Source organism: Cryptosporangium sp. NPDC048952, assembly GCF_043197895.1.
Lineage (GTDB): Bacteria > Actinomycetota > Actinomycetes > Mycobacteriales > Cryptosporangiaceae > Cryptosporangium.
The window spans coordinates 794,211-816,552 of sequence record NZ_JBICTY010000001.1 but is presented as its reverse complement, the minus strand read 5'-3'; the positions used below and the strand labels follow the sequence as shown (position 1 = coordinate 816,552).

The following is a 22,342-nucleotide window of genomic DNA, read 5'->3' as shown; positions in this document are numbered from 1 at the left end:
GCCATCTGATATCCAGACGACATGGCCGCGAAGATCGTCGTCACCCAGCCGGTACACGCAGAACAGCTCCAGCGCCTCCGCGACGCGGGGCACGAGGTGGTCGCGCTCGACTCCCCCCACGGGCTCAGCCCGGAGGAACTGATCGAGCACACGAAAGACGCTGATGCGCTCCTCAGCCAGCTCACCGACAAGCTCACCGCAGACGTCTTCGCGAACACCACCCTCACAATCGTCGCGACGATAGCCACCGGCTACGACAACATCGACGTCGCCGCGGCCCAGAAGGCCAAGACGACCGTCACGCGCACCCCCGACGTCCTCACCGACGCCACCGCCGACCTCGCGATGACGCTGATGCTGTCGGTCGCCCGGCAGATTCCGGAGTCCGACGCCAGCACCCGCGAGCACGGGACCGGCCCGTTCCAGCTGCTCCGCGAGCCGATGGGCATCGACATCTCCGGCGCGACGCTCGGCATCGTCGGCCTGGGCCGGATCGGCGAGGCGCTCGCCCACCGCGCGCACTTCGGCTTCGGCATGAAGATCCTGTACACGGCGAGGTCGCAGCACCCGGCCGCGGAGGACCGGTTCGGCGCGGTGCGCCTGCCCCTCGGGCAACTGCTTGCTCAGTCCGACGTCGTGAGCCTGCACGCCCCGCTCAACGACGAGACCCGGCACCTGATCAACCGGGACACCCTGAAGCTCATGAAGCCCAACGCGATCCTGATCAACACCGGGCGCGGTCCGCTCGTCAACGAGAAGGACCTGGCCGAAGCGCTGCTCGACAACACGATCGCCGGCGCGGGACTCGACGTGTTCGAGAACGAGCCCGACGTCCACCCCGACCTCCTGGCGGCGGGCACCAAGACCGTGCTCACACCCCACATCGGCAGCGCCACCGCGAAGACCCGGCTGGCCATGGCGTCGCTGGCCGTGGACAACATCCTTGCCGTCCTCGCGGGTGAGCCGCCGTTGACACCCGTAGGGTGAACAAATGGCAAAGCGCAAGCCTGATGTCGATGAAGAGGCCAAACCGGCGCGAGTCGGGAAGAAGGCCTACGAGGCCGAACTGCTCCGGCTGCAGACCGAGCTGGTGACGATGCAGGCCTGGCTACGTGAGTCCGGCAACCGGCTGCTCGTGATCTTCGAAGGACGCGACGCCGCCGGCAAGGGCGGCACGATCAGCCGCGTCAGCCAGTACCTCAACCCCCGCTACGCGCGCACGGTGGCACTCCCGGCGCCGACCGACCGCGAGCACGGCCAGTGGTACTTCCAGCGCTACATCCAGCACCTGCCCACGCAGGGCGAAGCCGTGCTGTTCGACCGCTCCTGGTACAACCGCGCGGGCGTCGAGCGCGTGATGAACTTCTGCACGGAGGACGAGTACCGCCGCTTCCTGCACCAGTGCCCGCTCTTCGAGCGGATGCTCGTCGAGGACGGCATCCTGCTGCGCAAGTACTGGTTCTCGGTGAGCGACGCCGAGCAGCAGCGCCGCTTCGAAGCCCGGCTGGACGACCCCCTGCGCCGCTGGAAGCTCTCGCCGATGGACGTGGAGTCGATCGCGCGCTGGGAGGACTATTCCCGCGCCAAGGACGAGATGTTCGTGCACACCGACGTCCCGGAAGCGCCCTGGTACGTCGTCGAGAGCGACGACAAGCGCTCGGCGCGGCTGAACATGATCGCGCACCTGCTGTCGACGGTGCCGTACCAGCACGTCAGCGAGCCGAAGATCAAGCTACCCAAGCGGCCGAAGTCATCGGGTTATCAGCGCCCGCCGCGGGACTCGCAGCGGTTCGTGCCGGACCATGCGTCGACGCTCGTGAGTTAAACCAGGCCCAACGGGTAGATCGGCGTTATGCCCGATTCTGCCCGCGAGACCTTCCCCCTGAGAGTCAACGGTGTCACGCACCACCTCACCGTCGACCCCCGCACGACCCTTCTCGACGCGCTCCGCGAGCACCTGAGCCTGACCGGTGCCAAGAAGGGATGCGATCACGGCCAGTGCGGTGCCTGCACGGTGCTGCTCGACGGTCGTCGCGTCAACAGCTGTCTGATTCTGGCGATCTCGCAGCAGAACGCGCAGATCACGACGATCGAGGGCCTCGGCACGCCTGAGGATCTGCACCCCGTGCAGCGGGAGATGCTCGAGCACGACGGTTTCCAGTGCGGTTACTGCACGCCGGGACAGGTCTGCAGCGCCGTCGGCATGCTCGCCGAAGTGAACGACGGCTGGCCCAGCGCGGTCACCGAAGACACTCCGGAGCTCAGTCGCGAAGAAGTCCGCGAACGTATGAGCGGAAACCTCTGTCGCTGCGGCGCCTACCCGAACATCGTCGACGCGATCCTGGAGGCGGCCCGGTGAAGACGTTCGCCTACCGTTCGACGACCGGGATCGACGAGGCGATCGCCGCGAACGGCACGTACCTCGCGGGCGGCACGAACCTCGTCGACCTGATGAAGCTCGGCGTCGCCGCCCCGGACACGCTCGTCGACATCAACCAACTGCCGCTGCACGACGTCGTCCGGCGGCCCGACGGGGGTCTGCGGATCGGCGCGGGGGTGCGCAACAGCGAGCTCGCCGCGCATCCGGTCGTGCGACGCCACTACCCCGTGCTGAGCCAGGCGCTGCTCGCGGGCGCGTCGGGGCAGCTCCGCAACATGGCCACGACCGGCGGGAACCTGCTGCAGCGCACCCGCTGCCGGTACTTCATGGACGCCACGAAGCCCTGCAACAAACGCGAACCCGGCAGCGGCTGTCCCGCCCGCGATGGTGACCACCGCAACCTCGCGATCCTCGGCGCCTCCGAGCACTGCGTCGCCACGCATCCGTCGGACATGGCGGTCGCGCTCGTGGCTCTCGACGCCGTCGCGCGCGTCGCCGGGCCGGGCGGTGAGCGCACGATTCCCATCGAGGAGCTCCACCGTCTCCCCGGTGACCAGCCGGAACGCGACGCGGTTCTGGAGCCGGGGGAGCTGATCACCGCGGTGGATCTGCCGCCGCTCGGGCTGCCCAGCACGTACCGCAAGGCTCGTGACCGTGCCTCCTATGCGTTCGCTGTCGGTTCCGTCGCTGCAGCCCTGCAGGTGAACGACAACGGCACTGTCGACGATCTGAGGCTCGCGTTCGGAGCCGTGGCGCACAAACCCTGGCGCGCCCGTGCCGCCGAACGAGCGTTGCGCGGCCGCCCCGCGACACGGGCGGAGTTCGAGCGCGCCGCTGACGCGGAGTTGGCTGCAGCGCAGCCGCTGCGCGACAACGGCTTCAAGGTGCCCCTGATCCGCAACCTCGTGGCCGCGGTCTTGACCGAACTCACGGAGCGAGCACCGGGAGCCAGCGGCCGCAACGCGGCCGCTGATCGCGACCGCGCGGACCGCAACGACTCCACGGGAGGCGTCCGATGACGCTCAGTCCTACCCGACCCAGCGCGATCGGGACGCCGGTGGCGCGGGTCGAGGGGCCGCTCAAGGTCACCGGTACGGCGCGGTACGCGGTCGAGTACCCGGTGGAGAACGTCGTGTACGCGTGGGTCGTGCGGTCGCCGGTGGCCCGCGGCACGCTCACGAACGTCGAGACGCCCGAGGGCGCCGATGTGCTGACCACGCTCTGGCACGCCAATGCGCCGAAGCTGGGCGAGGCCGACGACCCGGAGCTGCGGGTACTCCAGTCGCCGACGATCAGCTACCGGGGTCAGGTCGTGGCGCTGGTCGTCGCAAAAACGCTGGAAGCCGCACGGGGCGCTGCGCTGAGCGTCGAACTGAGCATCGAGGAGCAGGAGCACGACGTGCTCCTCACGCCCGACCACCCGGGTCTCTACACACCGGAGAAGGTCAACCCGGCGTTCCCGTCGGACACGTCGGCGGGCGACGTCGAAGCGGCGCTGGCGGACGCGGCCGCAACCGTCGACGTCACCTACGAGACGCCGGCGCTGCACAACAACCCGATGGAGCCGCACGCCACGACCGCGCTCTGGGTCGGCGACGACCTGGTGCTGTACGACTCGAACCAGGGGCCGTCGGCGATCGGTTCGCAGGTGGCGAAGATCTTCGAGCTCGACGCCAGTCAGGTGCACGTGGTCGCCGAGCACGTCGGCGGTGGGTTCGGGTCGAAGGGCAGCGCCCGTCCGAACGCCATCCTGGCCGCGATGGCCGCGCGCGTGGTGGGCTACCCGGTGCGGCTGGCGCTGCCGCGGCAAGCGCTGTTCACGATGGTCGGGCACCGCACGCCGACGATCCAGCGGGTGCGGCTCGGGGCGTCGTCGGACGGTGTGCTGACCGCGATCGCGCACGACGTCGTCGAGCACACGTCGCAGCTGTTCGAGTTCGCCGAGCAGACCGCGGTGGTGACGCGGCACATGTACGCGGCGCCGCATCGGCAGACGTCGCACAAGCTGGCGCGGCTGGACGTGCCGACGCCGCGGTGGATGCGCGCGCCGGGCGAGGCGCCCGGGATGGTGGCGCTGGAGTGTGCGATCGACGAGCTGGCGGCGTCGCTGGGGATGGATCCGATCGAGCTGCGGGTGCGCAACGAGCCGACGGTGGAGCCGGAGGACGGGACGCCGTTCAGCAGCCGGCACTACGTGGAGTGCCTGCGGGTCGGGGCCTCGCGGTTCGGCTGGGAGACGCGGCCGCTCCAGCCCCGGCAGCGGCGGGAAGGTCGTTGGTGGGTGGGCACCGGTGTCGCCGGGGCCACGTACCCGTCGATGGTGATGCCGTCGACGGCGACCGTGCGGATCGATCCGACGCGGAAAGTCGAGGTGACTGTCGCGGCGGTGGACATCGGGACCGGGTCGCGCACGGTGCTGCACCAGATCGCGGCGGATTCGCTGGGCGTGCCGCTGGAGAACGTGACGGTGCGGATCGGGGACAGTTCGTTGCCGAAGGCGTCGATCGCCGGTGGGTCGTCCGGGTCCGCGTCGTGGGGGTGGGCGGTCGACGGGGCGTGTCGCGCGTTGCGTGAGCAGCTCGCGACGATGACCGGACCGGTGCCCGCGGAAGGGCTCTCGGCCTCGTTCGACACGACGCCGGACGTGAAGACCCGCGAGAACGCCGGGAAGCACGCGTTCGGGGCGCACTTCGCCGAGGTGCGGGTGGACGCGGACACCGGCGAGGTGCGGGTTTCGCGGTTGTTCGGTCAGTACGCGGTGGGACGGGTGCTGAACCCGAGCACCGCACGCAGCCAGTTCATCGGTGGGATGACGATGGGCATGGGGATGGCCCTGCACGAGGAGAGCGTGCTGGACGTGGCGACCGGCGACTGGGTCAACCACGACCTGGCCGAGTACCACGTGCCGGCCCACGCCGACGTCGAGGAGATCGACGCGGCGTGGCTCGACGAGGAGGACCTGTCGGTGAATCCGCTCGGCGCGAAGGGTATCGGCGAGATCGGGATCGTCGGGTCGCCGGCTGCGATCGTGAACGCGATCTGGCACGCGACGGGGGTGCGGGTGCGGGATCTGCCGGTGCGCTTGGACAAGCTCCTGACGGCTCCCGCGTTCTGAGTGGTGCCGACCAAAATTTGTAGATTCGGGGCCGCCGAATCTACAAATTTTGGTCGGCCGGGGGTTCGGCCGGGTAAGTCTCCGCAAAGTCGGCGCTGCGGCCCACTGCGGCCCATTTCGCAGCCTCGTCGAGTTGGCGTTCGGAGTAGGCGCGGGCCATGTCGACGGCGTTCACCCCTAGCGGCAGGTGCGTGGGTGGGTGCTCGCGCGCTGCCGCACTGACGATGATCTCGGCGGCGCGGTCGGGGTCGCCCGCCGCGCCGGCGTCGTTGGCGCGGACCCGGCGCTGCATCTCGCCGATCGTGGCGTCGTACTCGGCCGGGACGTCGTGGATGGTCATCGACGACCCGGCCCAGTCGGTGGCGAACCCGCTGGGCTCGACGACCATCACGCGGACGCCGAACGGGGCGGTCTCGACGGCGAGCACCCGGCTGAACCCGTCGACGGCGAACTTCGCGGCCTGGTAGGACGCGATGCCCGGCGAGCCGCCGACGCGTCCGCCGATCGACGAGAACTGCACGATCGTGCCGCCGCCCTGGGCGCGGAGCTGCGGGATCACCGCCCGCGAGACGTGGTAGACGCCCCAGAAGTTGGTCTCGAACTGCGTGCGGAAGTCGGCTTCGTCGCCGGTTTCGATCGGGGCGATGTTGGCGTAGCCGGCGTTGTTGACGATGACGTCGAGGCGACCGAAGCGTTCGACGCCCGCGGCAAGGGCGGCGCGGACGGCGGCCGGGTCGGTGACGTCGAGGGCGACGGGGAGGACGTCGGGGCCGAAGTCCGAGACGGTCTCGGGGTTGCGTGCGGTGGCGACGACCTGGTGGCCGGCGTTCAGAGCAGCGCGGACGAGGGAGCGGCCGAAGCCGCGGGACGAGCCAGTGATGAACCAAACGGACATGGCTCTAGTAAAACGCAGTTTCGTTAATACCGCAACGGTGTTGCGTAACATAGTATTGAGGCATGCAGCGGGCACGGTCGGTCGAGGCGAAGCAGCAGCGGGAGCAGGACATCCTGGCCGCCGCCCGAGATCTGGCCACCGCACGGGGGATTCGGCAGGTCACGCTCACCGACATCGCCGACGCGGTCGGCATGCACAAGTCGGCACTGTTGCGCTACTTCGAGACGCGCGAGCAGATCTTCCTGCTCCTCACCGCCGAGGGCTGGCGCGACTGGGGCCCGTCCCTCTGCGCCCGCCTAGCGGACTTGGCGCCCCAGCCCGTCGCACACCGCGCCGCGGAGGCGGCGGACGACGCCCGCGCGGCGATGGCGGAGCGCATGGCGGAGGTCATCGCGGACTCGCTCGTCGGTAGGCCGATGTTTTGTGATTTGTTGGCGCAGGCACCGTTGAACCTCGAGCGCAACGTGTCGCTCGAGTCGGTGCGAGAGTTCAAGCTGGTGACGTTGGAGCAGGTCGACGCGATCGTCGCGGAGTTCCGGCGCCTGCGGCCGGGGCTCACCGAGGAGCAGGGCGTCGACCTGATCGCGACGGCCACGTCGATGGCCGGCGCGCTCTGGCAGATGGCGACGCCGGGCCCCGAGACCGAGGCGCTCTACCGCAGCGACCCGAAACTCGGCCACGCCATCGTGGAGGTGGGCCCACGCCTGACCCGCGTACTCACCGCGGTCCTCCGCGGATTCGAACCCTGACTACGACATCGCCACCGTGGCGTACACCTGGGTCGGCTGCAAAGCCCCGCCCTCGTCCTCGACGCTCACCGCGAGCGCGTCGGCCGGGCCCAGATCCTCGACCACGCGCGACCCGGCGCGCGTCCCCTGCGACAGCACCTCCAGCGGCCGGGCGTCGCCCGCAACCACCCGCCAGAGCTGGTACGTCTTGCCGCCCGGCACGTCGCCGAGCCCGTCGAACGTCAGCACGGCCGCACCCCTCGATGCCGAGTACACGGCGGTGAAGCGCCCGGACGGAGCGTCGGGCGAGACCCGCAGGATCGCGTCGGGCGCGGCGAGCACGGCCCGCGTCCGGGCGTTCTCCTCCTGGGCGGCCACCACCCGATCCCGCTCGTCGCCGACCCGCGCCTCCTGCACCCACCAGGTCGTCCCGACGGAACCGGCCAGCACCGCAACCGCGGCCGCCACCGCAGCCAACCGGCGTACTCGCGGCGCTCGCACGGGCGTGACGCGCAAGGGCGTTTGCCGCGTGGCTCGCGCCGCGGCAAGTACCCGCCCACGCAGTTCCGCCGGCGGCACCGCCGCCGAAGCCCCTCCGAGCCGAGCCGCGACCTCCGCGAACTCCGCCACCTCGGCCGCGCACGTCGCGCAGTCCCGCAGGTGACGCTCGACGGCGGCACGCTCCACGTCGTCCAGCGCGTCCAAGGCGTACGCGCCGTTCAGCAATTCCGGGTGATCGTTCATCGGCCTACTCCGAGGCAGTCGCGCAACCGGATCAGGCCGTCCCGCATCCGGGTCTTCACGGTCGGCAACGCCAGGTCCAGCGTCACCGCCACTTCTCGATAGGTCTGTCCTCCGTAGTAGGCCAGCGTGATGGCTTCCCGCTGCACGTCGGTCAAATTCCGCAGGCATCGCCGCACCTGCTGCTGCTCCAACCGCCCGGCGACCTCGTCGACCACCACGTCGTACGCCGTCGCTTCCGGCACCGACGCCCGCTTCTCGCGGTCGGTTGCGGCCTGCGCCGCGCGTACCCGGTCCACCGCGCGCCGGTGCGCCAACGTCAGAACCCATCCGGACGCCGTGCCGCGCGCCGCGTCGAACCGGGTGGCGGTCCGCCAGATCTCGACGAACACCTCCTGGGCGACTTCTTCCGCCTGGGACGAATCGCGGACCACCCGCAGGATCACGCCGTAGACACGCGACGACACCTCGTCGTAGAGGCGGGCGAACGCGTCGTCGTCACCCCGGCCGACTCGGATGAGCAGTGCCCCCAGCACATCGACGTCGGGGGTGTCCGCGACGTCGGGCGGCGATGCGGTGGCGCGAGCGCGCCTCCAGCGGTCCATGCCTGCGGGCCTCCTCGTGGTCGGTGGGTCCCGCATCTCATTCGTAACCGCCCGGTCGGCGGATGGGTGCCGCATCGCACATCTTCGTAGACGGCATCAAACCACCGTTACCACAGGCGACGGGGTTGATTCCCGCGCCGGAGAGGTTCAGCCTCAATGCGCGGCGGGGAAGGGGGATTCGCGCCATGGGGAGTGCGGTCGACGTCGAACGCAGTGAATTCGAGTCGCGGGACATGGGTGAGGTCCACGACCTGATCAGCCATCGGTACGTGGAACATCAGCCCCGGATATCCGGTGGCGCGCGGACGTTCTGGTTCGCGTCCCGGTCCGTGTGGGCGGCAGGGATGACGTTCGACCGGGCGACGTACCGGGCGAACATCGTGATCAACGCCGACCCGTTCGAGACCACGTTGGTCCTGCGGGTCCGCGAAGGACTGTTCGACATCACCGCCGGGCGCTCGCGCCTGGTCGCGGGTCCCGGGGAGTGCGTGCTCTACCCGCGCAACATCCCGCTGGACTTCGTCATGGACGAGGTGGCGTACGAGGTGCTCCAGCTGCCCGGTGACCTGACGACGCGGGCGGCGGCCCGGCTCGGCATCGACCCGGCGGACTTCCGCTTCGAGAGCATGACGCCGATCTCCGAGGCGATGAACCAGCACTGGCGTGCGACGACCTCCTACATCGCTGGCGTTTTCGACGGGCCCGACCCGCTCGAGATCCACCCGCTGCTGCTCTCCGCCGTGCAGGAGGCTGCCGTCACGGCGGTCCTCGCCACGTTCCCGAACACGACGATGACCATGGACTACGTGCCGGGGTCGGGCTGGGCGGCGCCGGTGGTCGTGCGGCGCGCTGCCGAGTTCATCGAGGCGCACGCGGCCGAAGCGATCACGCTGGAGGACATCGCGGCGGCCGCCGGGATCGGCACGCGGGCCCTGCACACCGCGTTCGCCAGGCACCTGGAGACCACGCCACTGGGTTACCTCTACCGGGTCCGCCTGGCCCGGGCACACGAGGAACTGCTCGACGCACCGGCCGAGGGCGGCGTCACGGTGGCGGGGGTCGCGTCCCGCTGGGGGTTCGCCGACCGCGGGCGGTTCGCCGCCGCGTACCACGCCATGTTCGGCGAGTTGCCCAGCCGCACCCTCAGGCACGGATGAAAGATCCCTGGATGAACGCGTCCTACCTGTTCGTCGCGCCGCGAGCGATGCTTGAGCCTGTCGGCAGGTGACGAAGGGAGGCACGATGGCGGACCGGGAGCAGTTGGCAGAGTTTCTTCGCTCGCGGCGGGAGGCCCTGCAGCCGGAAGACGTCGGGCTTCCCCGCGGCCCCCGCCGACGCACGGGCGGGCTCCGTCGCGAGGAGGTCGCCGCGCTCAGCGGCATGTCGACCGACTATTACAGCCGGATCGAGCAGCAGCGCGGCCCGAACCCGTCCGAACAGATGCTGGCGGCGATAGCGCGAGGTCTGCACCTCACGCTCGACGAACGGGACCACCTGTTCCGGATCGCCGGTCACACGGCACCGCAACGGTCGTTCCGCTCGGATCACATCAACCCGGGAATGATGCGGATCTTCGACCGGCTGGGTGACACGCCGGCCATGGTGACGTCGCGTACCGGCGAGATCCTGCTGCAGACCCCGATGGCCAGGGCTCTGCTCGGTGACCAGACGCGGCACAGCGGGTTGGCGCGCAGCTCGGTCTACCGCTGGTTCACCGACCCCACTGCGCGCCGGATCTACCCGGAGGACGATCACCCGCGCCACGGGCGGGAGTACATCGCGAGACTGCGGGACGCCTACCTGCTCGAAGGCAAGGGGTCGCGGTCCGAGGCACTGGTGAACACCCTGCTCGCGGAGAGCCAGGAGTTCGCCGCGACCTGGACCGAACACGACCTCGGCGACGGTTACCCGACGTTCAAGCGGATCAGCCACCCCGAGCTCGGCGTCCTCGAAGTGCAGTGCCAGACGCTGCTCGACCCGGACCAGTCGCAGACCCTGCTGGTCTTCACCGCAGTTCCCGGCACCGAGAGCCACGAGAAGTTGCAGCTGCTCTCGGTGATCGGCGACCGCGTCGACGTCTGAATCTCCCTAAAAAACCTCAATTGCAACGTTCATTGGAGACATCCATGTCCAAAATCGCCCTGATCACCGGCGCGAACCGCGGTCTCGGCCGCAACACCGCCCTGCGTCTCGCCGAGGACGGCGTCGATCTGATCCTGACGTACCGCTCGAACGCCGACGAGGCGCAGGAGGTCGTCGACGAGGTGACGAAGCTCGGCCGCACGGCCGTGGCGATCCGGCTCGACGTCGGCGTGCTCGACTCCCACGAGGCGTTCGTTTCCGAGGTGCGGGCCGCGCTCGCCGAGCACTGGGGCCGGGACACGTTCGACTACCTGGTCAACAACGCCGGCACCGGTATCCACGCGTCGATCGCCGACACCACTGTCGAGCAGTTCGACTCGCTGCTGGACGTGCACTTCCGCGGCGCGTTCTTCCTCACCCAGCGGCTCCTGCCACTGATCGCCGACGGCGGCCGGATCCTCAACCTGTCCACCGGCCTGGCCCGCTTCACCAGCCCCGGCTACGCCGCGTACGCAGCAATGAAGGGCGCGATCGAGGTCTTCACCCGGTACCTGGCCGCGGAGCTGGGCAGCCGCGGGATCTCCGTGAACACGCTGGCCCCGGGCGTGGTCGCGTCCGACTTCGCCGGCGGCGCCGTGCGGGACAACGCCGGACTCCAGGAGATGCTCGCGCAGACGATCGCGCGGGGCCGGGTCGGCGTGCCGGACGACATCGGCAACGTGGCGGCCTCGCTGCTCAGCGACCGCACCGGCTGGATCACCGGCCAGCGCATCGAAGCGTCCGGAGGCCAGAACCTCTAGGGGGTGTCGCCCAGCGCGATCAACACCTCGCGCAGGGCGTCGAGCGCGGCCCGGGTCGTTTCCGGCGGGACTTCCCGCAGGTAAGCGGCCTGGGCCGCGGCCGCTGCCCGCACCGACTCCTCCGCGGTCTTCACGCCGCGATCGGTCAGGAAGACCCACGAACTGCGGGCGTCGGACGGGTCGGGATCACGCTCGACCAGCCCGCCGGCGGCCAGGCGTCGCAGCAGGTTGCTCATGCCGCCAGACGACAACATGAGCCGCTGGGCGAGGTCGGACGGGCGGAGCCGGTACGGCGCCCCCGAGGCGCGAAGCACCGACAGGATGTCGTTCTCGGCCTTGGTCAGACCGAGTTTGGCGAGCTCGACGTCCACCTGGCGGGCCATCAGCGCCGAGAGCCGACCGGCCCGCTTGGCCAGCGCCCACTCGTCCCCGACCGCGCCGGGCAGTTCGGCACCCCAGATCTCGAACGCCCCATCGGTGCGGTCTTGCTTCACCCCGTCATCGTAGCTCCGCTCTTGCGCCCAAAAAGCTTTCGCAATAGCTTTTAAGAAAGCTTTCTAGGGAGGCATTATGCGCACAGCGATCATCCATGTCCACGTCGTCCCCGGTGACGGCGGTCCGGAGATTCCGGACGCCACGCTGCTGATCGAGGACGGGGAACTCGTCGAAATCGGTGGGGACGTCCAGGCGGACGATGCGGAGGTGCTGGACGCGACCGGCCTGACCGCGGTTCCGGGCATGGTCGACGGCCACCAGCACATGTGGCAGACGGCTCTGCGGGGGTCCGGTGCGGACATGTCGATCGGCGAGTACGCCCGGACCGTGCTTCCCCTGCTGCCCTCGTTCAGCCCGGACGACCTGCACGCGGCCACGCTGCTCGGCGCTGCGGAGTCACTGAACGCCGGCATCACCACGGTCTTCGACTGGCGGCACGCCGCACTCGCGCCCGAACACTCCGACGCCGCCGACGACGCACTCCTGGCGACCGGGATCCGCGCGCTGGTCGGGGCGCCCGCGATCCGCGGAAGCAAGCACCGCGAAGCGCTGGCGATCATGGGTCCGGAGATCGACGACTACGACGTCGCCGTCCGCCAGATCCGACTCGGCCGCGAGTCGGGCGTCCAGATCTCGTTCCACGCGCAGGGGTCCTCCGTCGCCCGCCTGCACGACGACGGGCTCCTCGGCCCCGACCTGAACATCGCCCACCTCAACGCGATGACCGAGCAGGACGCCCGGTGGCTGGCCGCCGCGGGTGTCGGCGTCACGATGGCGCCGACGTGCGAGGCCGGGATCCGGGCCGTCGCCACTCCGTACGGTCGGTTCCTCGCCGCCGGCGGCCGCGCGGGGCTGGCCACCGACACGGTGATCAACGGGGTGCCCGGGCTGTTCGAGCCGCTCCGGGCGCTGCTCTGGTCCGAACGGGTGCGGACCGGCGAGGTCGTCCCGGCCGCGAGCCTGCTGTCGGCGGCCACCGTCGACAGCGCCCGGGCGATCGGGCTGGCCGACCGGATCGGCACGCTGAGCGTCGGCAAGCGCGCCGACGTACTGCTGATCGACGGCCTCGCGCACCTCACCGGCGACCGGGCGAGCGCTGTCGTCACGTCGACGGGGGTCGACAACGTCCGGACCGTGCTCGTCGACGGCCGGGTCGTGAAACGCGACGGCCGCCTGGTCGACCACGACCTGGCGGCCCTTCGCGCGACCACTCAGAGGATGGGCCGGCCGCCGGTCACCGCCACCCGCGCACCGGAGATGTAGCTGCCCTCGTCGGAGGCGAGCAGCACGTAGACCGGTGCCAGTTCGGCCGGCTGACCCGGTCGTCCGAGCGGTGTGTCCTGACCGAACTTCTCGACCTTCTCCGGCGGCATCGTCGCCGGGATCAGCGGCGTCCAGATCGGGCCCGGCGCGACGCTGTTCACCCGGATTCCCTTCTCCCCCAGCATCTGCGCCAGGCTCGCGCAGAAGTTGGCGATCGCCGCTTTCGTCGCGGCGTACGGCGCGAGCGTCGGCGACGGCATGTCCGAGTTCACCGACGAGCTACCGATGATCGACGAACCGGGCTGCATGTGCGGAACGGCGGCCTTGGCCAGGTAGAAGAACGCGGAGATGTTCGTCGCGAACGTGTACTCCCACTCGTCGTCCGGGATCTCGTCCAGCGACTCGTGGGACATCTGGAACGCGGCGTTGTTGACCAGGATGTCGACCTTGCCGAACTCCTCCACGGCCTTGGCCACGATGTCCTTGCAGTGCTGTGACGACGACACGTCCCCCGCGACCAGCACGGCCTTCCGCCCGGCGTCCTCGACGTACCTCGCTGTCTCTTTCGCGTCGTCGTGCTCGTTCAGGTACGAGATGAGAACGTCGGCTCCCTCTCGCGCGTAGGCGATCGCGGCGGCGCGGCCGATGCCGCTGTCGCCGCCGGTGATGATCGCCGCCTTACCGACCAGCCGGCCCGAGCCCCGATAGCTGGTCTCACCACAATCCGGGCGGGGCGTCATCGCCGACTGGGTACCGGGAACGTCCTGTTGCTGCGCGGGCTGAGTCATGCGGCTCGGCTTCCCGACGAATCGACCGATAAACACTCTGTGAAGTCACGTAATAATGAAGTACATTCACTATGTGCCTAATTCAGTAGACGCCCTCGACCTCGTCCTCGAGATCACCGTGCTGCTCGGTGAGGACATGCGGCAGAGCCTCGCCCGCGACAACCTCACCGAGTCGCGCGTCCACCTGCTGTGGGCACTGGGCGCGCTGGGCCCCAGCACCCAGAAAGCGCTGGCAGAGGCCCTGAACGTCAGCGCGCGGAACGTCACCGGGCTCGTCGACGGCCTGGAGCAGACCGGCTTCGTCACCCGCGAACCACACCCCGACGACAGACGCGCGACGCTCGTCACCGTCACCCAGCGGGGCGCGGAAATGGTCGCCACGCTCCAGGCCGGCCAAAAAGAGCTCGCGGAACAGCTTTTCGGGCCGATGCCGCCCAAGGAACTGGATCAGCTCGTCTCCGGCCTCACCGGCGTGGTGGAGCGCCTACGTGCAGCGATCGCTGAAGGAGGACACCCGTGATTCGCCGAGCAGTGCTGTTCGAGCTCCGGATCTACCGCAACATCGTGCGCTGGATCGCGCGCAGGCCCGACGTCAGAAGCGGCGAGCCGTTCGGGTACGCCCAGCTCGTCACACCCGTGCTGTGCCTCTGGATCTTCGGCTCCGCGGTCGAGACCGTGGTCGTGCACTTCATCGTGCCCTGGGAAGGCCCCCGGCTGGTCCTCGACGTCATCGGTGTCTGGGGTCTGCTCTGGATGGTCGGCTTCCTGGCCGGGATGCGCGTCTACCCGCACCTGGTGACGCCCGAAGCCCTTCGGGTCCGCCACGGCGGCAACACCGACCTGAAACTGACCTGGGACACCATCGAGAGCGTCACCCACCGGCGCAAAGACCTCGAGTCGTCGATCAAGACCCTGCGGTTCAGCGACGACGAACTGTTCGTGGCGGTGAACAACGAGGTGAACGTCCGCGTCGTGCTCACCGAGCCGATCGTCGTCCGGGACCGCGAGGTCACCGCGGTGAGCTTCTACGCCGACGATCCGAAGAACCTCGTCGCTCGCGCGAAGGCCCCGGCGGTCCCCTAGGGGACCGCCGGGAAGGAACTCACGTGCCCTGGAGCCAGGCGTCGACCTTGGTCTTGTTGGCCTCGACCCACTTCTTCGCCGCGTCCTCGGCCGACAACTTGTCGACAGCGATGGACTTCGCGACAGCGTTCTGGTCCTCGGCCGACCACTTGAAGTTCTTCACCAGCGTGTACCCCGGGCTGCCGGAGTCCGCGAACTTCTTGCTGACGATCTTGTTCAGGTCGTAGTCGGGGTAGTCACACGCGATCTTCTTCGCGTCGGCGTCGCAGCCCGCCGTGTACTCGGGCAGCTTCACGTTCACGGCCGGCACCTCGTTGAGGAACCACTGCGGCGTGTAGAAGTACATGATCAGCCACTTCTTCTGCTGCTCGGCCTGACGCATCGCGGTGATCAGCGCGGTCTCCGAGCCCGAGTACACGACCTTGAAGTTCAGCTTCAGGTTCTGCACCAGGGCCGCGTCGTTCGTGACGTACGACGGGTCTCCGTCGAGCAACTGACCCTTGCCGCCGGACTCCGACGTCTTGAACTGGGCCGCGTACTTGTTCAGGTTCTTCCAGTCCAGAACGTCCGGGTGTTCCTTGGCCAGCCACGGCGGCACGAACCAGCCGATCTTGCCCGGCACCCCGGTCGAGCCGGCGTCCACCGCCACCTTGTCGTCGGTGATGTACTTCTTCACCAGGTCGTCGTGGCCCCAGTTCTCGATGATCACGTCGACGACGCCGGTCGAGAAGCCCTGCCAGGCGACCTGCTCGAGGATGTTCTTCTTGACGACCTTGCAGCCGAGTTCTTTTTCCGCGACGTACGCGACGACAGCCGCGTTCGCCTCGTAGCCGACCCACGGGTTGATCGCGAGGTTGACGGTGCCGCACTTGCCCTTGCTCCCGGCGTCGCTACCGCCGGACTCCTCGCCGACCTTCGCGCCACCGCAGGCCGTCGCGGCCAGCAGGAGCGCGGCCACCGCAGCAGTGAGTCTGACCTTGGAAAACATGCTGCTCCCTAAGGGGGTTGGGGAACTAACCGGGCACGCGCTCTTGCGCCGCGGCCCGGGTGATGCGGTCGAGCAGAATGCCGAGAAGGACGATCGCGACACCGGCGGCCAGGCCCTTGCCGAACAGGCTGAGCTGCACGAACCCGGCGATGACGTCGTAGCCCAGCGCACCGGCGCCGACCAGCCCACCGACGACGACCATCGCGAGCACGTAGATCAGGCCCTGGTTGACCGCGAGCGTGATGCCGTGCCGGGCCATCGGCACCTGGACCTTCGTGATGATCTGCCAGGAGTTCGAGCCGACGGCGGTGGCCGCTTCCACAGTCGTCGGCGAGACGCCGCGAATGGCGTCGGCGATGATCTTGATGCAGACCGGGGCCGCGTAGACGACGGCGGCGACGATCGCGGTGAAGCGGCTCGGCTCGAACAGCGCGAGGAACGGCACCAGGTACACGAACGCCGGCATGGTCTGGGCGGCGTCGAGCACCGGCCGGATGATCGCGTCGGCACTGTCGCTGCGGCCCATCCAGATGCCCACCGCCAGGCCCAACAGGGTGACGAAAACCGTGGCGACCAGCGTCGCGGCGAGCGTCACCATGGCGTCGGACCAGACACCGGTACCGATGATCAACGCGAGCAGCACGAGCGACAGAACCGCCGTCCGCCACGTGCCGAGGACGTATGCCAGAGCAGTGATCGCGGCGACGACCAGCCACCAGGGCGAACCCGACAGCAGCGACTCGAGCGGGTTGAGCACTGCCGCGGTGAAGCCGTCTTTCACGGCACCAGTCGTTCCGGCTAAGCGAAGCTGGCACCAGTCGCTCACCGACGTCGCGGCCTTCACGATCGGCGACCCGACGTTCGGGCTGTCCGGGAAATCGGCCGCCCAAAGGTAGGTGTAGGACAGATAGACGGCGACGACCGCCGCTACTCCGCCTCCGATGACGCCGTAGCGCCGGGTCTTCGACGGACCTTCCTCCCGCTCCACCCGCACGCTCGCCGCCGTCGTGACCCGGTCCAGAACAATTGCCAGGACGACGATCGACAAGCCGGCGTTGAACGCGGTGCCGACGTCGAGGGTCTGCAGTGCCCGGATGACGACCTGGCCGAGGCCGGGCGCATCGATCAGCGCCGCGATCGTCACCATCGAGAGCGCGGCCATGATCGTCTGGTTGATGCCGACGACGATGCTGGGCTTCGCCATCGGGATGAGCACCTTGCGCAGCAGCTGCGACTTCGTGGAGCCCAGCGACTCCCCCGCCTCGACGCTGTCGGTGGGCACCTCGCGGATGCCGTGCGCGGTCAGCCGGATCACCGGGGGCACCGCGTAGATCAGCGTGGCGATCGTCGCGGCTGCCGGTCCGATCAGGAACAGCAGCGTGAGCGGGGCGAGGTAGACGAACGTCGGCATCGTCTGCATCAGGTCGAGCACCGGCGTCACCAGGCCGTTGAACCGGTTGGACACCCCGGCCCAGATGCCGAGCGGGATGCCGATCAGCAGCGAGAGCAGCACCGCGGTGATCGTCAACGCGAGCGTGTCCATGCTTTCCTGCCACAGCCCCTGCGCGCCGATGAACAGCAGGCCGGCCAGCGTCAGGAGCGAGACGCGCCAGTTGCCGAACGCCCACGCGGCCCACGTCGCCAGCGCCACGACGCCGAGCCAGCCGATGTACGGCAGCGGCCGGTCGCCGACCGGCTGGGAGATCAACTGCTGCAGGAAGACGACGATCTGGTCGATGCCGACCTTGATCTCGTTGAAGAAGTACAGGAACAGCGGGTTGGAGTTCCGGTTCGCACCGACCGATTCGTTCAGGTCGTTGAGCGACTGGTGGAACCCGTTGATGTCGGCCGGGGCCAGCGCGAGGGTCTGCTTCCCGTGGAACACGGCGTAGCCGACCAGCCAGACGGCCAGGATGCCGACGATGCTCCAGCCGCGGTTGGGTTTGGTCAGTACCCCGGCTCGGGGCAGCGCGATGCTCATACCGATGCCCCTTTCACGACTCCGCTACTACGCCGAGAACTTCCGGGTCGCCGACGACGCCGATGAGCTCGCCGTCCTCGACGACCTTCAGCGGGGCGTTCGCCTCCAGCACGGCGCGGACCGCGTCCTTGACGAGCACGTCGGGGCCAAGTTCGGGGCCGTCGAGCGCGTCGCCTTCAGCCGGTGGCCGCATGATCCAGCGCAGCGTCAGGACGTTGGCCTTCGGCACTTCCTGGACGAAGTCGCGCACGTAGTCGTCGGCCGGCTCACCCACCAGTTCCGCTCCGGTGCCGCACTGCACCTGACGGCCGTCGCGCATGATCAGGATCTGATCGCCGAGCTTCAGCGCCTCGGACAGGTCGTGCGTGATGAAGACCATCGTCTTGCCGACCTCGCGGTGCAGCCGGATGACCTCGTTCTGCATGTCGCGGCGGATGAGCGGGTCGAGCGCGGAGAACGGCTCGTCGAACAGCAGGACGCTCGGGTCGCCGGCCAGCGCGCGGGCCAGACCGACGCGCTGCTGCATGCCGCCGGAGAGCTGGCTCGGCAGCGAGTTCTCGAAGCCCTTCAGCCCGACGAGTTCGATGACCTCGTGGGCCCTGGCGAGACGGTCGGCCTTCTTCTCGCCGCGGATCTCCAGCCCGTAGGCCACGTTGTCGACGACCCGGCGGTGGGGCAACAGACCGAAGTGCTGAAACACCATCGAAACAGAATGCCGACGTAACTCGCGCAGCGCCTTGTCGTCAGCCTTGCGAATGTCCTTGCCCTGGATGAGCAGTTCGCCCGCGGTCGGCTCGATCAAGCGGGTGAGGCACCGGACGAGCGTCGACTTGCCGGAGCCCGACAGTCCCATCACGACGAAGACCTGACCTGGCTCGACGTCGAAACTCAGGTCGCAGACGGCCGCCAGGCAGCCGGTCTTCTCCTTGAGCTCGGCACGTGGCAGCGCGGCCAGTTCAGGGTCGCCCGGTACGCGTTCCGCTTTGGGGCCGAATACCTTCCACAGATTCCGGACACTGATGTCGGCTTCGCGGGTCGCGACTGCTGGGGTTGCCGTCACTTCGAAGGCTCCTCACACGGGCGCCAAGTTGCGCATCATGCAATGAAGCGCAGTGAGTGCAACACAGAGTCTTGTGCGCGACCCGGAGTGTCAACCCTCTCTCGCAGAATTAACGCCCGAGGTACTTTCGCGCGACCATCATGACGAACCGGTGGACGCCGTCCTCGTCGGGCGCGAGGGGGCCGGGCACGTACCGGACCGACGCCATGCCGCGCTGCACCGACTCGCAGGCGGCCCAGTCCTGCCGCCCCGTGCGTAGACGATGGTCGTCGAGGCCGGGGATCGGAGCGCCGCCGCTGCGACCGTCCAGGGACATCGTCGTGGCGTTCTCGCGCAGGTCCATCCAGCCGTCCGTTGGCGCTGCCGCCAGACGGCAGGAGCTCGTGCCCCCGGTGCCGACACGCGTTGACGAACGCGCGTAACCGCCCGTCCCGCGCTTTGGTGAGCAGCACACCTTCGGTCGGCGTGACCGACACCGCGCGCCGCGGCACGGCGCTGAGCGTCGACCGCACGTACCGCCGCGTGGCTCGTCGCTGCGTGGGCTCGGAGCGGCCGGGGCGGCTAGTGGCGGGTGGTGGCGCGGCGGCGGGCGCGTTTGGTGGGTGGGGACCAGTCGAACGCCAGGCGGTCGGCGGCGAAGCGCATGCCGATCGCGATCGCCCGGTCGGAGTCGACCTCGGGATCCGACAGCGCGACCTGGATCGACAGGCCGTCGAGCAGTGCCGAGAACGTGATCGCGAAATCGAGCACGTCGACCTCGGCGAACTCCCCCGTCCGCTGACCCTCGCGCACGACCCGCGCGATCGTGTCGCGCCACCGCTGGTCGGACTCCACCCGGTCACGCGCGACCTCGGGGTGCCGGAACGCCTGCGCCCGCAGGTCGAACCACAGCCCCCAGGCCCCGGGGTCCTCACCGGCCCCCTCCCGAACACAGGTCAGCCGCACCAGCGTCTCCAACCGCGCGGCCGCAGTGTCGAGCCCTTCCAAGATCTCGGCGGTACGCCCGGAGAACTGCTCCTCGGAGAACCGGAACGCCGCCGTGAGCAGCCCGTCCTTCGTCCCGAAGTAATAGATGACCAGCGCCGGGCTCGCCCCGGTGCGCTTCGCGACGTCCGCGATGCGGGTGTCGGAGAACCCGCGCTCGCAGATCACCTCGACAGCGGCCCGCAGCATCTGCTCGCGGCGTTGATCGGGTACCGGGTTGGCCATTTGACTCCATCGTCGCTCTTGTCCACTTTCTACCAGCGACTTGGACTGAACGTTCAGTCAACAGGTTCCCGCTGGTCGGAGCCGTGCCATGACAGCTCAGTACGACGCAATCATCGTGGGTGGCGGCCACAACGGTCTCGTCGCCGCGGCCGATCTCGCCCGCGCCGGAGCTCGCACCATCGTCCTCGAAGCGCGCAACTCCACCGGCGGCGCGGCCATCACCGAAACGCCGTGGCCGGAGGCGCCGAACTACCAGGTCACGCGGCTCTCCTACGTGATGAGCCTGATGCCGTCGACGATCGGCCAGCTGGCCAAGCGCGGACTGTCGGGTCTTGTCTAGGTGAGGACTGCTTCTTCGTCGCCGGAGCGGATCAGGTCGAGGATCACCTCGGCCACCTGCTCCGGCGACTGCGCCGGCGGCCTCCCCGGGCGCGCGGTGAGCGCACCGGCTCGGAGCACGTCGTGGAACTCGGTGGCCGTGATCACCGGGTAGACGGTGGAGACGACGATGCCGTCGGCGGCCAGTTCCTTGCGCGCGACCGCCGACAGCATGTTGAGCGCGGACTTGGTCGCGGCGTAGGCGCCGAGGCCGGGGAGCACCATCCGGGACGTGCCCGAACTGACGTTCACGATCGCGCCGCCGCCCTGCTTCCGCATCGTGGGGATCACCGCCTGCATCGCGATCAGCGGTGCGACGACGTTCAGCTCCAACACGGCCCGGAAGTCGTCGGGGTCAACCTGCTCCAACGGCACGTGCAACCCCTGCCCGGCGTTGTTGACCAGCACGTCGACCCGGCCGTACGCGTCCAGCGCCACCTGCACCGCGGTCGGGATCTGGCCCGAGTCGGTGACGTCGGTGGTGATCGCGATCGCGTCCGGCAGCTCGTCGGCGAGCGCTTCGATCCGGTCGGCGCGGCGAGCGGCCAGCACGAGCCGGGCACCGGCCTTCGCCGCGAGCCGCGCGGTCGCCGCACCGATCCCCGCCGACGCCCCCGTGACCAGAACGACCTTCCCCGCGATGTCCATGCGCTCACGTTAGGCCCTGTCCTACGAATCCGTGCTCGGCTGCGGCTCCGCTCAGCCGCCGCCAGTCCGCGTTGTCGAGCTTCCCGGATACAACAGCGGTATCCGGAAAGCCCTCCGCCTTGCCTGACGACGGCTGAGCGGTGCCTCGCTGCGAGCGAGATTCGCCGGACAGGGCCTATGCCATGAGGCACCCTGGGAATCGTGCCTACCGACCCGCGCCTCCGCGAGCTCGCGCTGCTGCGCCGTGTCCGCGACCGGATCGACCGTGAGTACGCCGAGCCGCTGGACGTCGAGGCGCTGGCCAAGGGCGTCCACCTCTCGGCGGGCCACCTGAGCCGGGCCTTCCGGGCCGCGTACGGCGAATCGCCCTACAGCTACCTGATGACGCGGCGCATCGAGCGGGCGATGTCACTGCTGCAGCGCGGGGACATGTCGGTCACCGAGGTGTGCTTCGCGGTCGGCTGTTCGTCGCTCGGCACGTTCAGCACCCGGTTCTCCGAGCTCGTCGGAATGTCCCCGAGCGCGTACCGCCGGCTGAAGGGCGCGCACGCCGAAGGCATCCCGCGCTGCGTCGCGAAACAAGTCGTGCGACCGGTCAGGAATCGAGAAGCTCAGGCCACCCGCGGTCACCTACCGTGATCGACATGGACATCACGATTGCCAACACGTTCCTTCCCGCCGACGACCCCGAGAAGTCGCTCGAGTTCTACCGGGACGCCCTCGGCTTCGAGGTCCGCCTGGACGTCGGTTACGGCGAGATGCGCTGGATCACCGTCGGCCCGCCCAACCAGCCGCAGACGTCGATCGTGCTGCACCCCCCGGCCGCCGACCCGGGCATCACCGAGGACGAGCGCCGCACGATTGCCGAGCTCATGGCCAAGGGCAGCTACGCGAGCATCGTGCTCTCCAGCACCGACCTCGGCGCCACGTTCGAGCAGGTGGCCAAGAGTGGCGCCGAGGTCATCCAGGAGCCCATGGATCAGCCGTACGGCGTCCGGGACTGCGCGTTCCGCGACCCCGCCGGCAACATGGTGCGGATCAACCAGACGGTCTAGGGCCACGCCACCGCCGGCACGCAGTTCGTGAGGCCGTTGTGGGCCATC

General features: G+C 69.1%; 26 protein-coding genes. 15 read left to right on the top strand and 11 right to left on the bottom strand.

Going from position 1 to position 22,342, the window contains the following annotated elements:
• Positions 1-21: 21 nt before the first annotated feature.
• From ACGFY5_RS03800 to ACGFY5_RS03780, 5 genes are read left to right on the top strand one after another with little or no spacing between them, the layout of a single operon-like run.
• On the top strand, positions 22-987 hold the full coding sequence (locus ACGFY5_RS03800; RefSeq protein WP_392716983.1) for a 2-hydroxyacid dehydrogenase: 966 nt from the start codon (positions 22-24) through the stop codon (positions 985-987).
• Between the two features lie 4 nt (positions 988-991).
• Positions 992-1,825, top strand: a complete 834-nt coding sequence (ppk2, locus tag ACGFY5_RS03795) for a polyphosphate kinase 2 (RefSeq protein ID WP_392716981.1) — start codon at positions 992-994, stop codon at positions 1,823-1,825.
• A 27-nt stretch (positions 1,826-1,852) separates the two neighbouring features.
• Positions 1,853-2,359 carry a 2Fe-2S iron-sulfur cluster-binding protein gene (locus tag ACGFY5_RS03790; RefSeq protein ID WP_392716979.1) on the top strand — a complete coding sequence of 169 codons (507 nt, stop codon included), beginning with the start codon at positions 1,853-1,855 and terminating at the stop codon, positions 2,357-2,359.
• Positions 2,356-3,399, top strand: coding sequence for an FAD binding domain-containing protein (locus tag ACGFY5_RS03785; RefSeq protein WP_392716977.1), 1,044 nt, complete (start codon positions 2,356-2,358; stop codon positions 3,397-3,399). The genes ACGFY5_RS03790 and ACGFY5_RS03785 overlap by 4 nt, the downstream gene beginning before the upstream one ends.
• Complete coding sequence (locus ACGFY5_RS03780) at positions 3,396-5,495, top strand: molybdopterin cofactor-binding domain-containing protein (RefSeq protein WP_392716975.1); 2,100 nt, start codon at positions 3,396-3,398, stop codon at positions 5,493-5,495. Before ACGFY5_RS03785 ends, ACGFY5_RS03780 begins: the two co-directional genes overlap by 4 nt.
• Before the next feature lie 40 nt (positions 5,496-5,535).
• On the opposite strand, the gene ACGFY5_RS03775 is transcribed toward ACGFY5_RS03780, so the two are convergent.
• Entirely contained in the window at positions 5,536-6,390 is an 855-nt protein-coding gene (locus tag ACGFY5_RS03775) for an SDR family NAD(P)-dependent oxidoreductase (protein WP_392716973.1), read from the bottom strand.
• Between the two features lie 62 nt (positions 6,391-6,452).
• Here ACGFY5_RS03775 and ACGFY5_RS03770 point away from each other — a divergent pair, with 62 nt between their 5' ends.
• Entirely contained in the window at positions 6,453-7,139 is a 687-nt protein-coding gene (locus tag ACGFY5_RS03770) for a TetR/AcrR family transcriptional regulator (RefSeq protein WP_392716971.1), read from the top strand.
• Here the strand turns inward: ACGFY5_RS03770 and ACGFY5_RS03765 are convergent, their stop codons facing one another.
• On the bottom strand, positions 7,140-7,862 hold the full coding sequence (locus ACGFY5_RS03765) for an anti-sigma factor domain-containing protein (protein ID WP_392716969.1): 723 nt from the start codon (positions 7,860-7,862) through the stop codon (positions 7,140-7,142).
• Positions 7,859-8,464 carry an ECF RNA polymerase sigma factor SigK gene (sigK, locus tag ACGFY5_RS03760; RefSeq protein ID WP_392716968.1) on the bottom strand — a complete coding sequence of 202 codons (606 nt, stop codon included), beginning with the start codon at positions 8,462-8,464 and terminating at the stop codon, positions 7,859-7,861. Before sigK ends, ACGFY5_RS03765 begins: the two co-directional genes overlap by 4 nt.
• A 185-nt stretch (positions 8,465-8,649) precedes the next feature.
• Here sigK and ACGFY5_RS03755 point away from each other — a divergent pair, with 185 nt between their 5' ends.
• The 3 genes from ACGFY5_RS03755 to ACGFY5_RS03745 all read left to right on the top strand — a co-directional run bounded on the left by ACGFY5_RS03755 (position 8,650) and on the right by ACGFY5_RS03745 (position 11,346).
• The gene (locus tag ACGFY5_RS03755; protein WP_392716966.1) at positions 8,650-9,621 is read left to right on the top strand and encodes an AraC family transcriptional regulator; all 972 of its coding nucleotides are present in this window, start codon (positions 8,650-8,652) and stop codon (positions 9,619-9,621) included.
• An 85-nt stretch (positions 9,622-9,706) separates the two neighbouring features.
• Positions 9,707-10,546, top strand: a complete 840-nt coding sequence (locus ACGFY5_RS03750; protein ID WP_392716964.1) for a helix-turn-helix transcriptional regulator — start codon at positions 9,707-9,709, stop codon at positions 10,544-10,546.
• A gap of 44 nt (positions 10,547-10,590) precedes the next feature.
• A complete protein-coding gene (locus tag ACGFY5_RS03745) occupies positions 10,591-11,346 on the top strand; it encodes an SDR family NAD(P)-dependent oxidoreductase (protein ID WP_392716962.1) in 756 nt (251 codons plus the stop codon).
• Here ACGFY5_RS03745 and ACGFY5_RS03740 read toward each other — a convergent pair.
• Positions 11,343-11,840 (bottom strand): MarR family winged helix-turn-helix transcriptional regulator, encoded by a 498-nt coding sequence (locus tag ACGFY5_RS03740; RefSeq protein WP_392716960.1) that lies wholly within the window; start codon positions 11,838-11,840, stop codon positions 11,343-11,345. The genes ACGFY5_RS03745 and ACGFY5_RS03740 overlap by 4 nt on opposite strands.
• 76 nt (positions 11,841-11,916) lie before the next feature.
• On the opposite strand from ACGFY5_RS03740, the gene ACGFY5_RS03735 reads away from it, so the two are divergent.
• Positions 11,917-13,104, top strand: a complete 1,188-nt coding sequence (locus ACGFY5_RS03735) for an amidohydrolase family protein (protein ID WP_392716958.1) — start codon at positions 11,917-11,919, stop codon at positions 13,102-13,104.
• Here the strand turns inward: ACGFY5_RS03735 and ACGFY5_RS03730 are convergent.
• Positions 13,053-13,892: an SDR family oxidoreductase gene (locus ACGFY5_RS03730; protein ID WP_392716956.1), complete on the bottom strand. Its 840-nt coding sequence runs from the start codon at positions 13,890-13,892 to the stop codon at positions 13,053-13,055. The genes ACGFY5_RS03735 and ACGFY5_RS03730 overlap by 52 nt on opposite strands.
• 73 nt (positions 13,893-13,965) lie before the next feature.
• Between ACGFY5_RS03730 and ACGFY5_RS03725 the strand changes: the two genes are divergently transcribed.
• Together ACGFY5_RS03725 and ACGFY5_RS03720 are read left to right on the top strand one after the other, a co-directional pair.
• On the top strand, positions 13,966-14,412 hold the full coding sequence (locus ACGFY5_RS03725; protein WP_392716954.1) for a MarR family winged helix-turn-helix transcriptional regulator: 447 nt from the start codon (positions 13,966-13,968) through the stop codon (positions 14,410-14,412).
• Positions 14,409-14,975 (top strand): hypothetical protein, encoded by a 567-nt coding sequence (locus tag ACGFY5_RS03720; RefSeq protein ID WP_392716952.1) that lies wholly within the window; start codon positions 14,409-14,411, stop codon positions 14,973-14,975. Before ACGFY5_RS03725 ends, ACGFY5_RS03720 begins: the two co-directional genes overlap by 4 nt.
• Before the next feature lie 19 nt (positions 14,976-14,994).
• Here the strand turns inward: ACGFY5_RS03720 and ACGFY5_RS03715 are convergent, their stop codons facing one another.
• From ACGFY5_RS03715 to ACGFY5_RS03695, 5 genes are all read right to left on the bottom strand, one after another.
• The gene (locus ACGFY5_RS03715; RefSeq protein WP_392716950.1) at positions 14,995-15,963 is read right to left on the bottom strand and encodes an ABC transporter substrate-binding protein; all 969 of its coding nucleotides are present in this window, start codon (positions 15,961-15,963) and stop codon (positions 14,995-14,997) included.
• A gap of 25 nt (positions 15,964-15,988) precedes the next feature.
• Positions 15,989-17,944 carry an ABC transporter permease gene (locus tag ACGFY5_RS03710; protein WP_392716948.1) on the bottom strand — a complete coding sequence of 652 codons (1,956 nt, stop codon included), beginning with the start codon at positions 17,942-17,944 and terminating at the stop codon, positions 15,989-15,991.
• A 13-nt stretch (positions 17,945-17,957) separates the two neighbouring features.
• Positions 17,958-19,004, bottom strand: coding sequence for a glycine betaine/L-proline ABC transporter ATP-binding protein (locus ACGFY5_RS03705; RefSeq protein ID WP_392716946.1), 1,047 nt, complete (start codon positions 19,002-19,004; stop codon positions 17,958-17,960).
• A gap of 109 nt (positions 19,005-19,113) precedes the next feature.
• Entirely contained in the window at positions 19,114-19,347 is a 234-nt protein-coding gene (locus ACGFY5_RS03700; RefSeq protein ID WP_392716944.1) for an SRPBCC family protein, read from the bottom strand.
• Between the two features lie 218 nt (positions 19,348-19,565).
• Positions 19,566-20,213 carry a TetR/AcrR family transcriptional regulator gene (locus ACGFY5_RS03695; RefSeq protein WP_392716942.1) on the bottom strand — a complete coding sequence of 216 codons (648 nt, stop codon included), beginning with the start codon at positions 20,211-20,213 and terminating at the stop codon, positions 19,566-19,568.
• A gap of 88 nt (positions 20,214-20,301) precedes the next feature.
• On the opposite strand from ACGFY5_RS03695, the gene ACGFY5_RS03690 reads away from it, so the two are divergent.
• Positions 20,302-20,553: an FAD-dependent oxidoreductase gene (locus ACGFY5_RS03690; RefSeq protein ID WP_392716940.1), complete on the top strand. Its 252-nt coding sequence runs from the start codon at positions 20,302-20,304 to the stop codon at positions 20,551-20,553.
• Here ACGFY5_RS03690 and ACGFY5_RS03685 read toward each other — a convergent pair.
• The gene (locus ACGFY5_RS03685; RefSeq protein WP_392716938.1) at positions 20,550-21,239 is read right to left on the bottom strand and encodes an SDR family NAD(P)-dependent oxidoreductase; all 690 of its coding nucleotides are present in this window, start codon (positions 21,237-21,239) and stop codon (positions 20,550-20,552) included. The genes ACGFY5_RS03690 and ACGFY5_RS03685 overlap by 4 nt on opposite strands.
• 201 nt (positions 21,240-21,440) lie before the next feature.
• Here ACGFY5_RS03685 and ACGFY5_RS03680 point away from each other — a divergent pair, with 201 nt between their 5' ends.
• Positions 21,441-21,878 (top strand): helix-turn-helix transcriptional regulator, encoded by a 438-nt coding sequence (locus tag ACGFY5_RS03680; RefSeq protein ID WP_392716936.1) that lies wholly within the window; start codon positions 21,441-21,443, stop codon positions 21,876-21,878.
• Positions 21,879-21,883: 5 nt separating this feature from the next.
• A complete protein-coding gene (locus ACGFY5_RS03675; RefSeq protein ID WP_392716934.1) occupies positions 21,884-22,294 on the top strand; it encodes a VOC family protein in 411 nt (136 codons plus the stop codon).
• The last annotated feature ends 48 nt before the right edge of the window (positions 22,295-22,342 follow it).

Coding starts and splice junctions, on each gene's coding strand:
- ACGFY5_RS03800 (WP_392716983.1), top strand. CDS start 22: ATGGCCGCGAAGATCGTCGTCACCCAGCCGGTACACGCAGAACAGCTC.
- ppk2 (WP_392716981.1), top strand. CDS start 992: ATGGCAAAGCGCAAGCCTGATGTCGATGAAGAGGCCAAACCGGCGCGA.
- ACGFY5_RS03790 (WP_392716979.1), top strand. CDS start 1,853: ATGCCCGATTCTGCCCGCGAGACCTTCCCCCTGAGAGTCAACGGTGTC.
- ACGFY5_RS03780 (WP_392716975.1), top strand. CDS start 3,396: ATGACGCTCAGTCCTACCCGACCCAGCGCGATCGGGACGCCGGTGGCG.
- ACGFY5_RS03775 (WP_392716973.1), bottom strand. CDS start 6,390: ATGTCCGTTTGGTTCATCACTGGCTCGTCCCGCGGCTTCGGCCGCTCC.
- ACGFY5_RS03770 (WP_392716971.1), top strand. CDS start 6,453: ATGCAGCGGGCACGGTCGGTCGAGGCGAAGCAGCAGCGGGAGCAGGAC.
- ACGFY5_RS03765 (WP_392716969.1), bottom strand. CDS start 7,862: ATGAACGATCACCCGGAATTGCTGAACGGCGCGTACGCCTTGGACGCG.
- sigK (WP_392716968.1), bottom strand. CDS start 8,464: ATGGACCGCTGGAGGCGCGCTCGCGCCACCGCATCGCCGCCCGACGTC.
- ACGFY5_RS03755 (WP_392716966.1), top strand. CDS start 8,650: ATGGGGAGTGCGGTCGACGTCGAACGCAGTGAATTCGAGTCGCGGGAC.
- ACGFY5_RS03750 (WP_392716964.1), top strand. CDS start 9,707: ATGGCGGACCGGGAGCAGTTGGCAGAGTTTCTTCGCTCGCGGCGGGAG.
- ACGFY5_RS03745 (WP_392716962.1), top strand. CDS start 10,591: ATGTCCAAAATCGCCCTGATCACCGGCGCGAACCGCGGTCTCGGCCGC.
- ACGFY5_RS03735 (WP_392716958.1), top strand. CDS start 11,917: ATGCGCACAGCGATCATCCATGTCCACGTCGTCCCCGGTGACGGCGGT.
- ACGFY5_RS03730 (WP_392716956.1), bottom strand. CDS start 13,892: ATGACTCAGCCCGCGCAGCAACAGGACGTTCCCGGTACCCAGTCGGCG.
- ACGFY5_RS03715 (WP_392716950.1), bottom strand. CDS start 15,963: ATGTTTTCCAAGGTCAGACTCACTGCTGCGGTGGCCGCGCTCCTGCTG.
- ACGFY5_RS03710 (WP_392716948.1), bottom strand. CDS start 17,944: ATGAGCATCGCGCTGCCCCGAGCCGGGGTACTGACCAAACCCAACCGC.
- ACGFY5_RS03700 (WP_392716944.1), bottom strand. CDS start 19,347: ATGGACCTGCGCGAGAACGCCACGACGATGTCCCTGGACGGTCGCAGC.
- ACGFY5_RS03695 (WP_392716942.1), bottom strand. CDS start 20,213: ATGGCCAACCCGGTACCCGATCAACGCCGCGAGCAGATGCTGCGGGCC.
- ACGFY5_RS03690 (WP_392716940.1), top strand. CDS start 20,302: ATGACAGCTCAGTACGACGCAATCATCGTGGGTGGCGGCCACAACGGT.
- ACGFY5_RS03685 (WP_392716938.1), bottom strand. CDS start 21,239: ATGGACATCGCGGGGAAGGTCGTTCTGGTCACGGGGGCGTCGGCGGGG.
- ACGFY5_RS03675 (WP_392716934.1), top strand. CDS start 21,884: ATGGACATCACGATTGCCAACACGTTCCTTCCCGCCGACGACCCCGAG.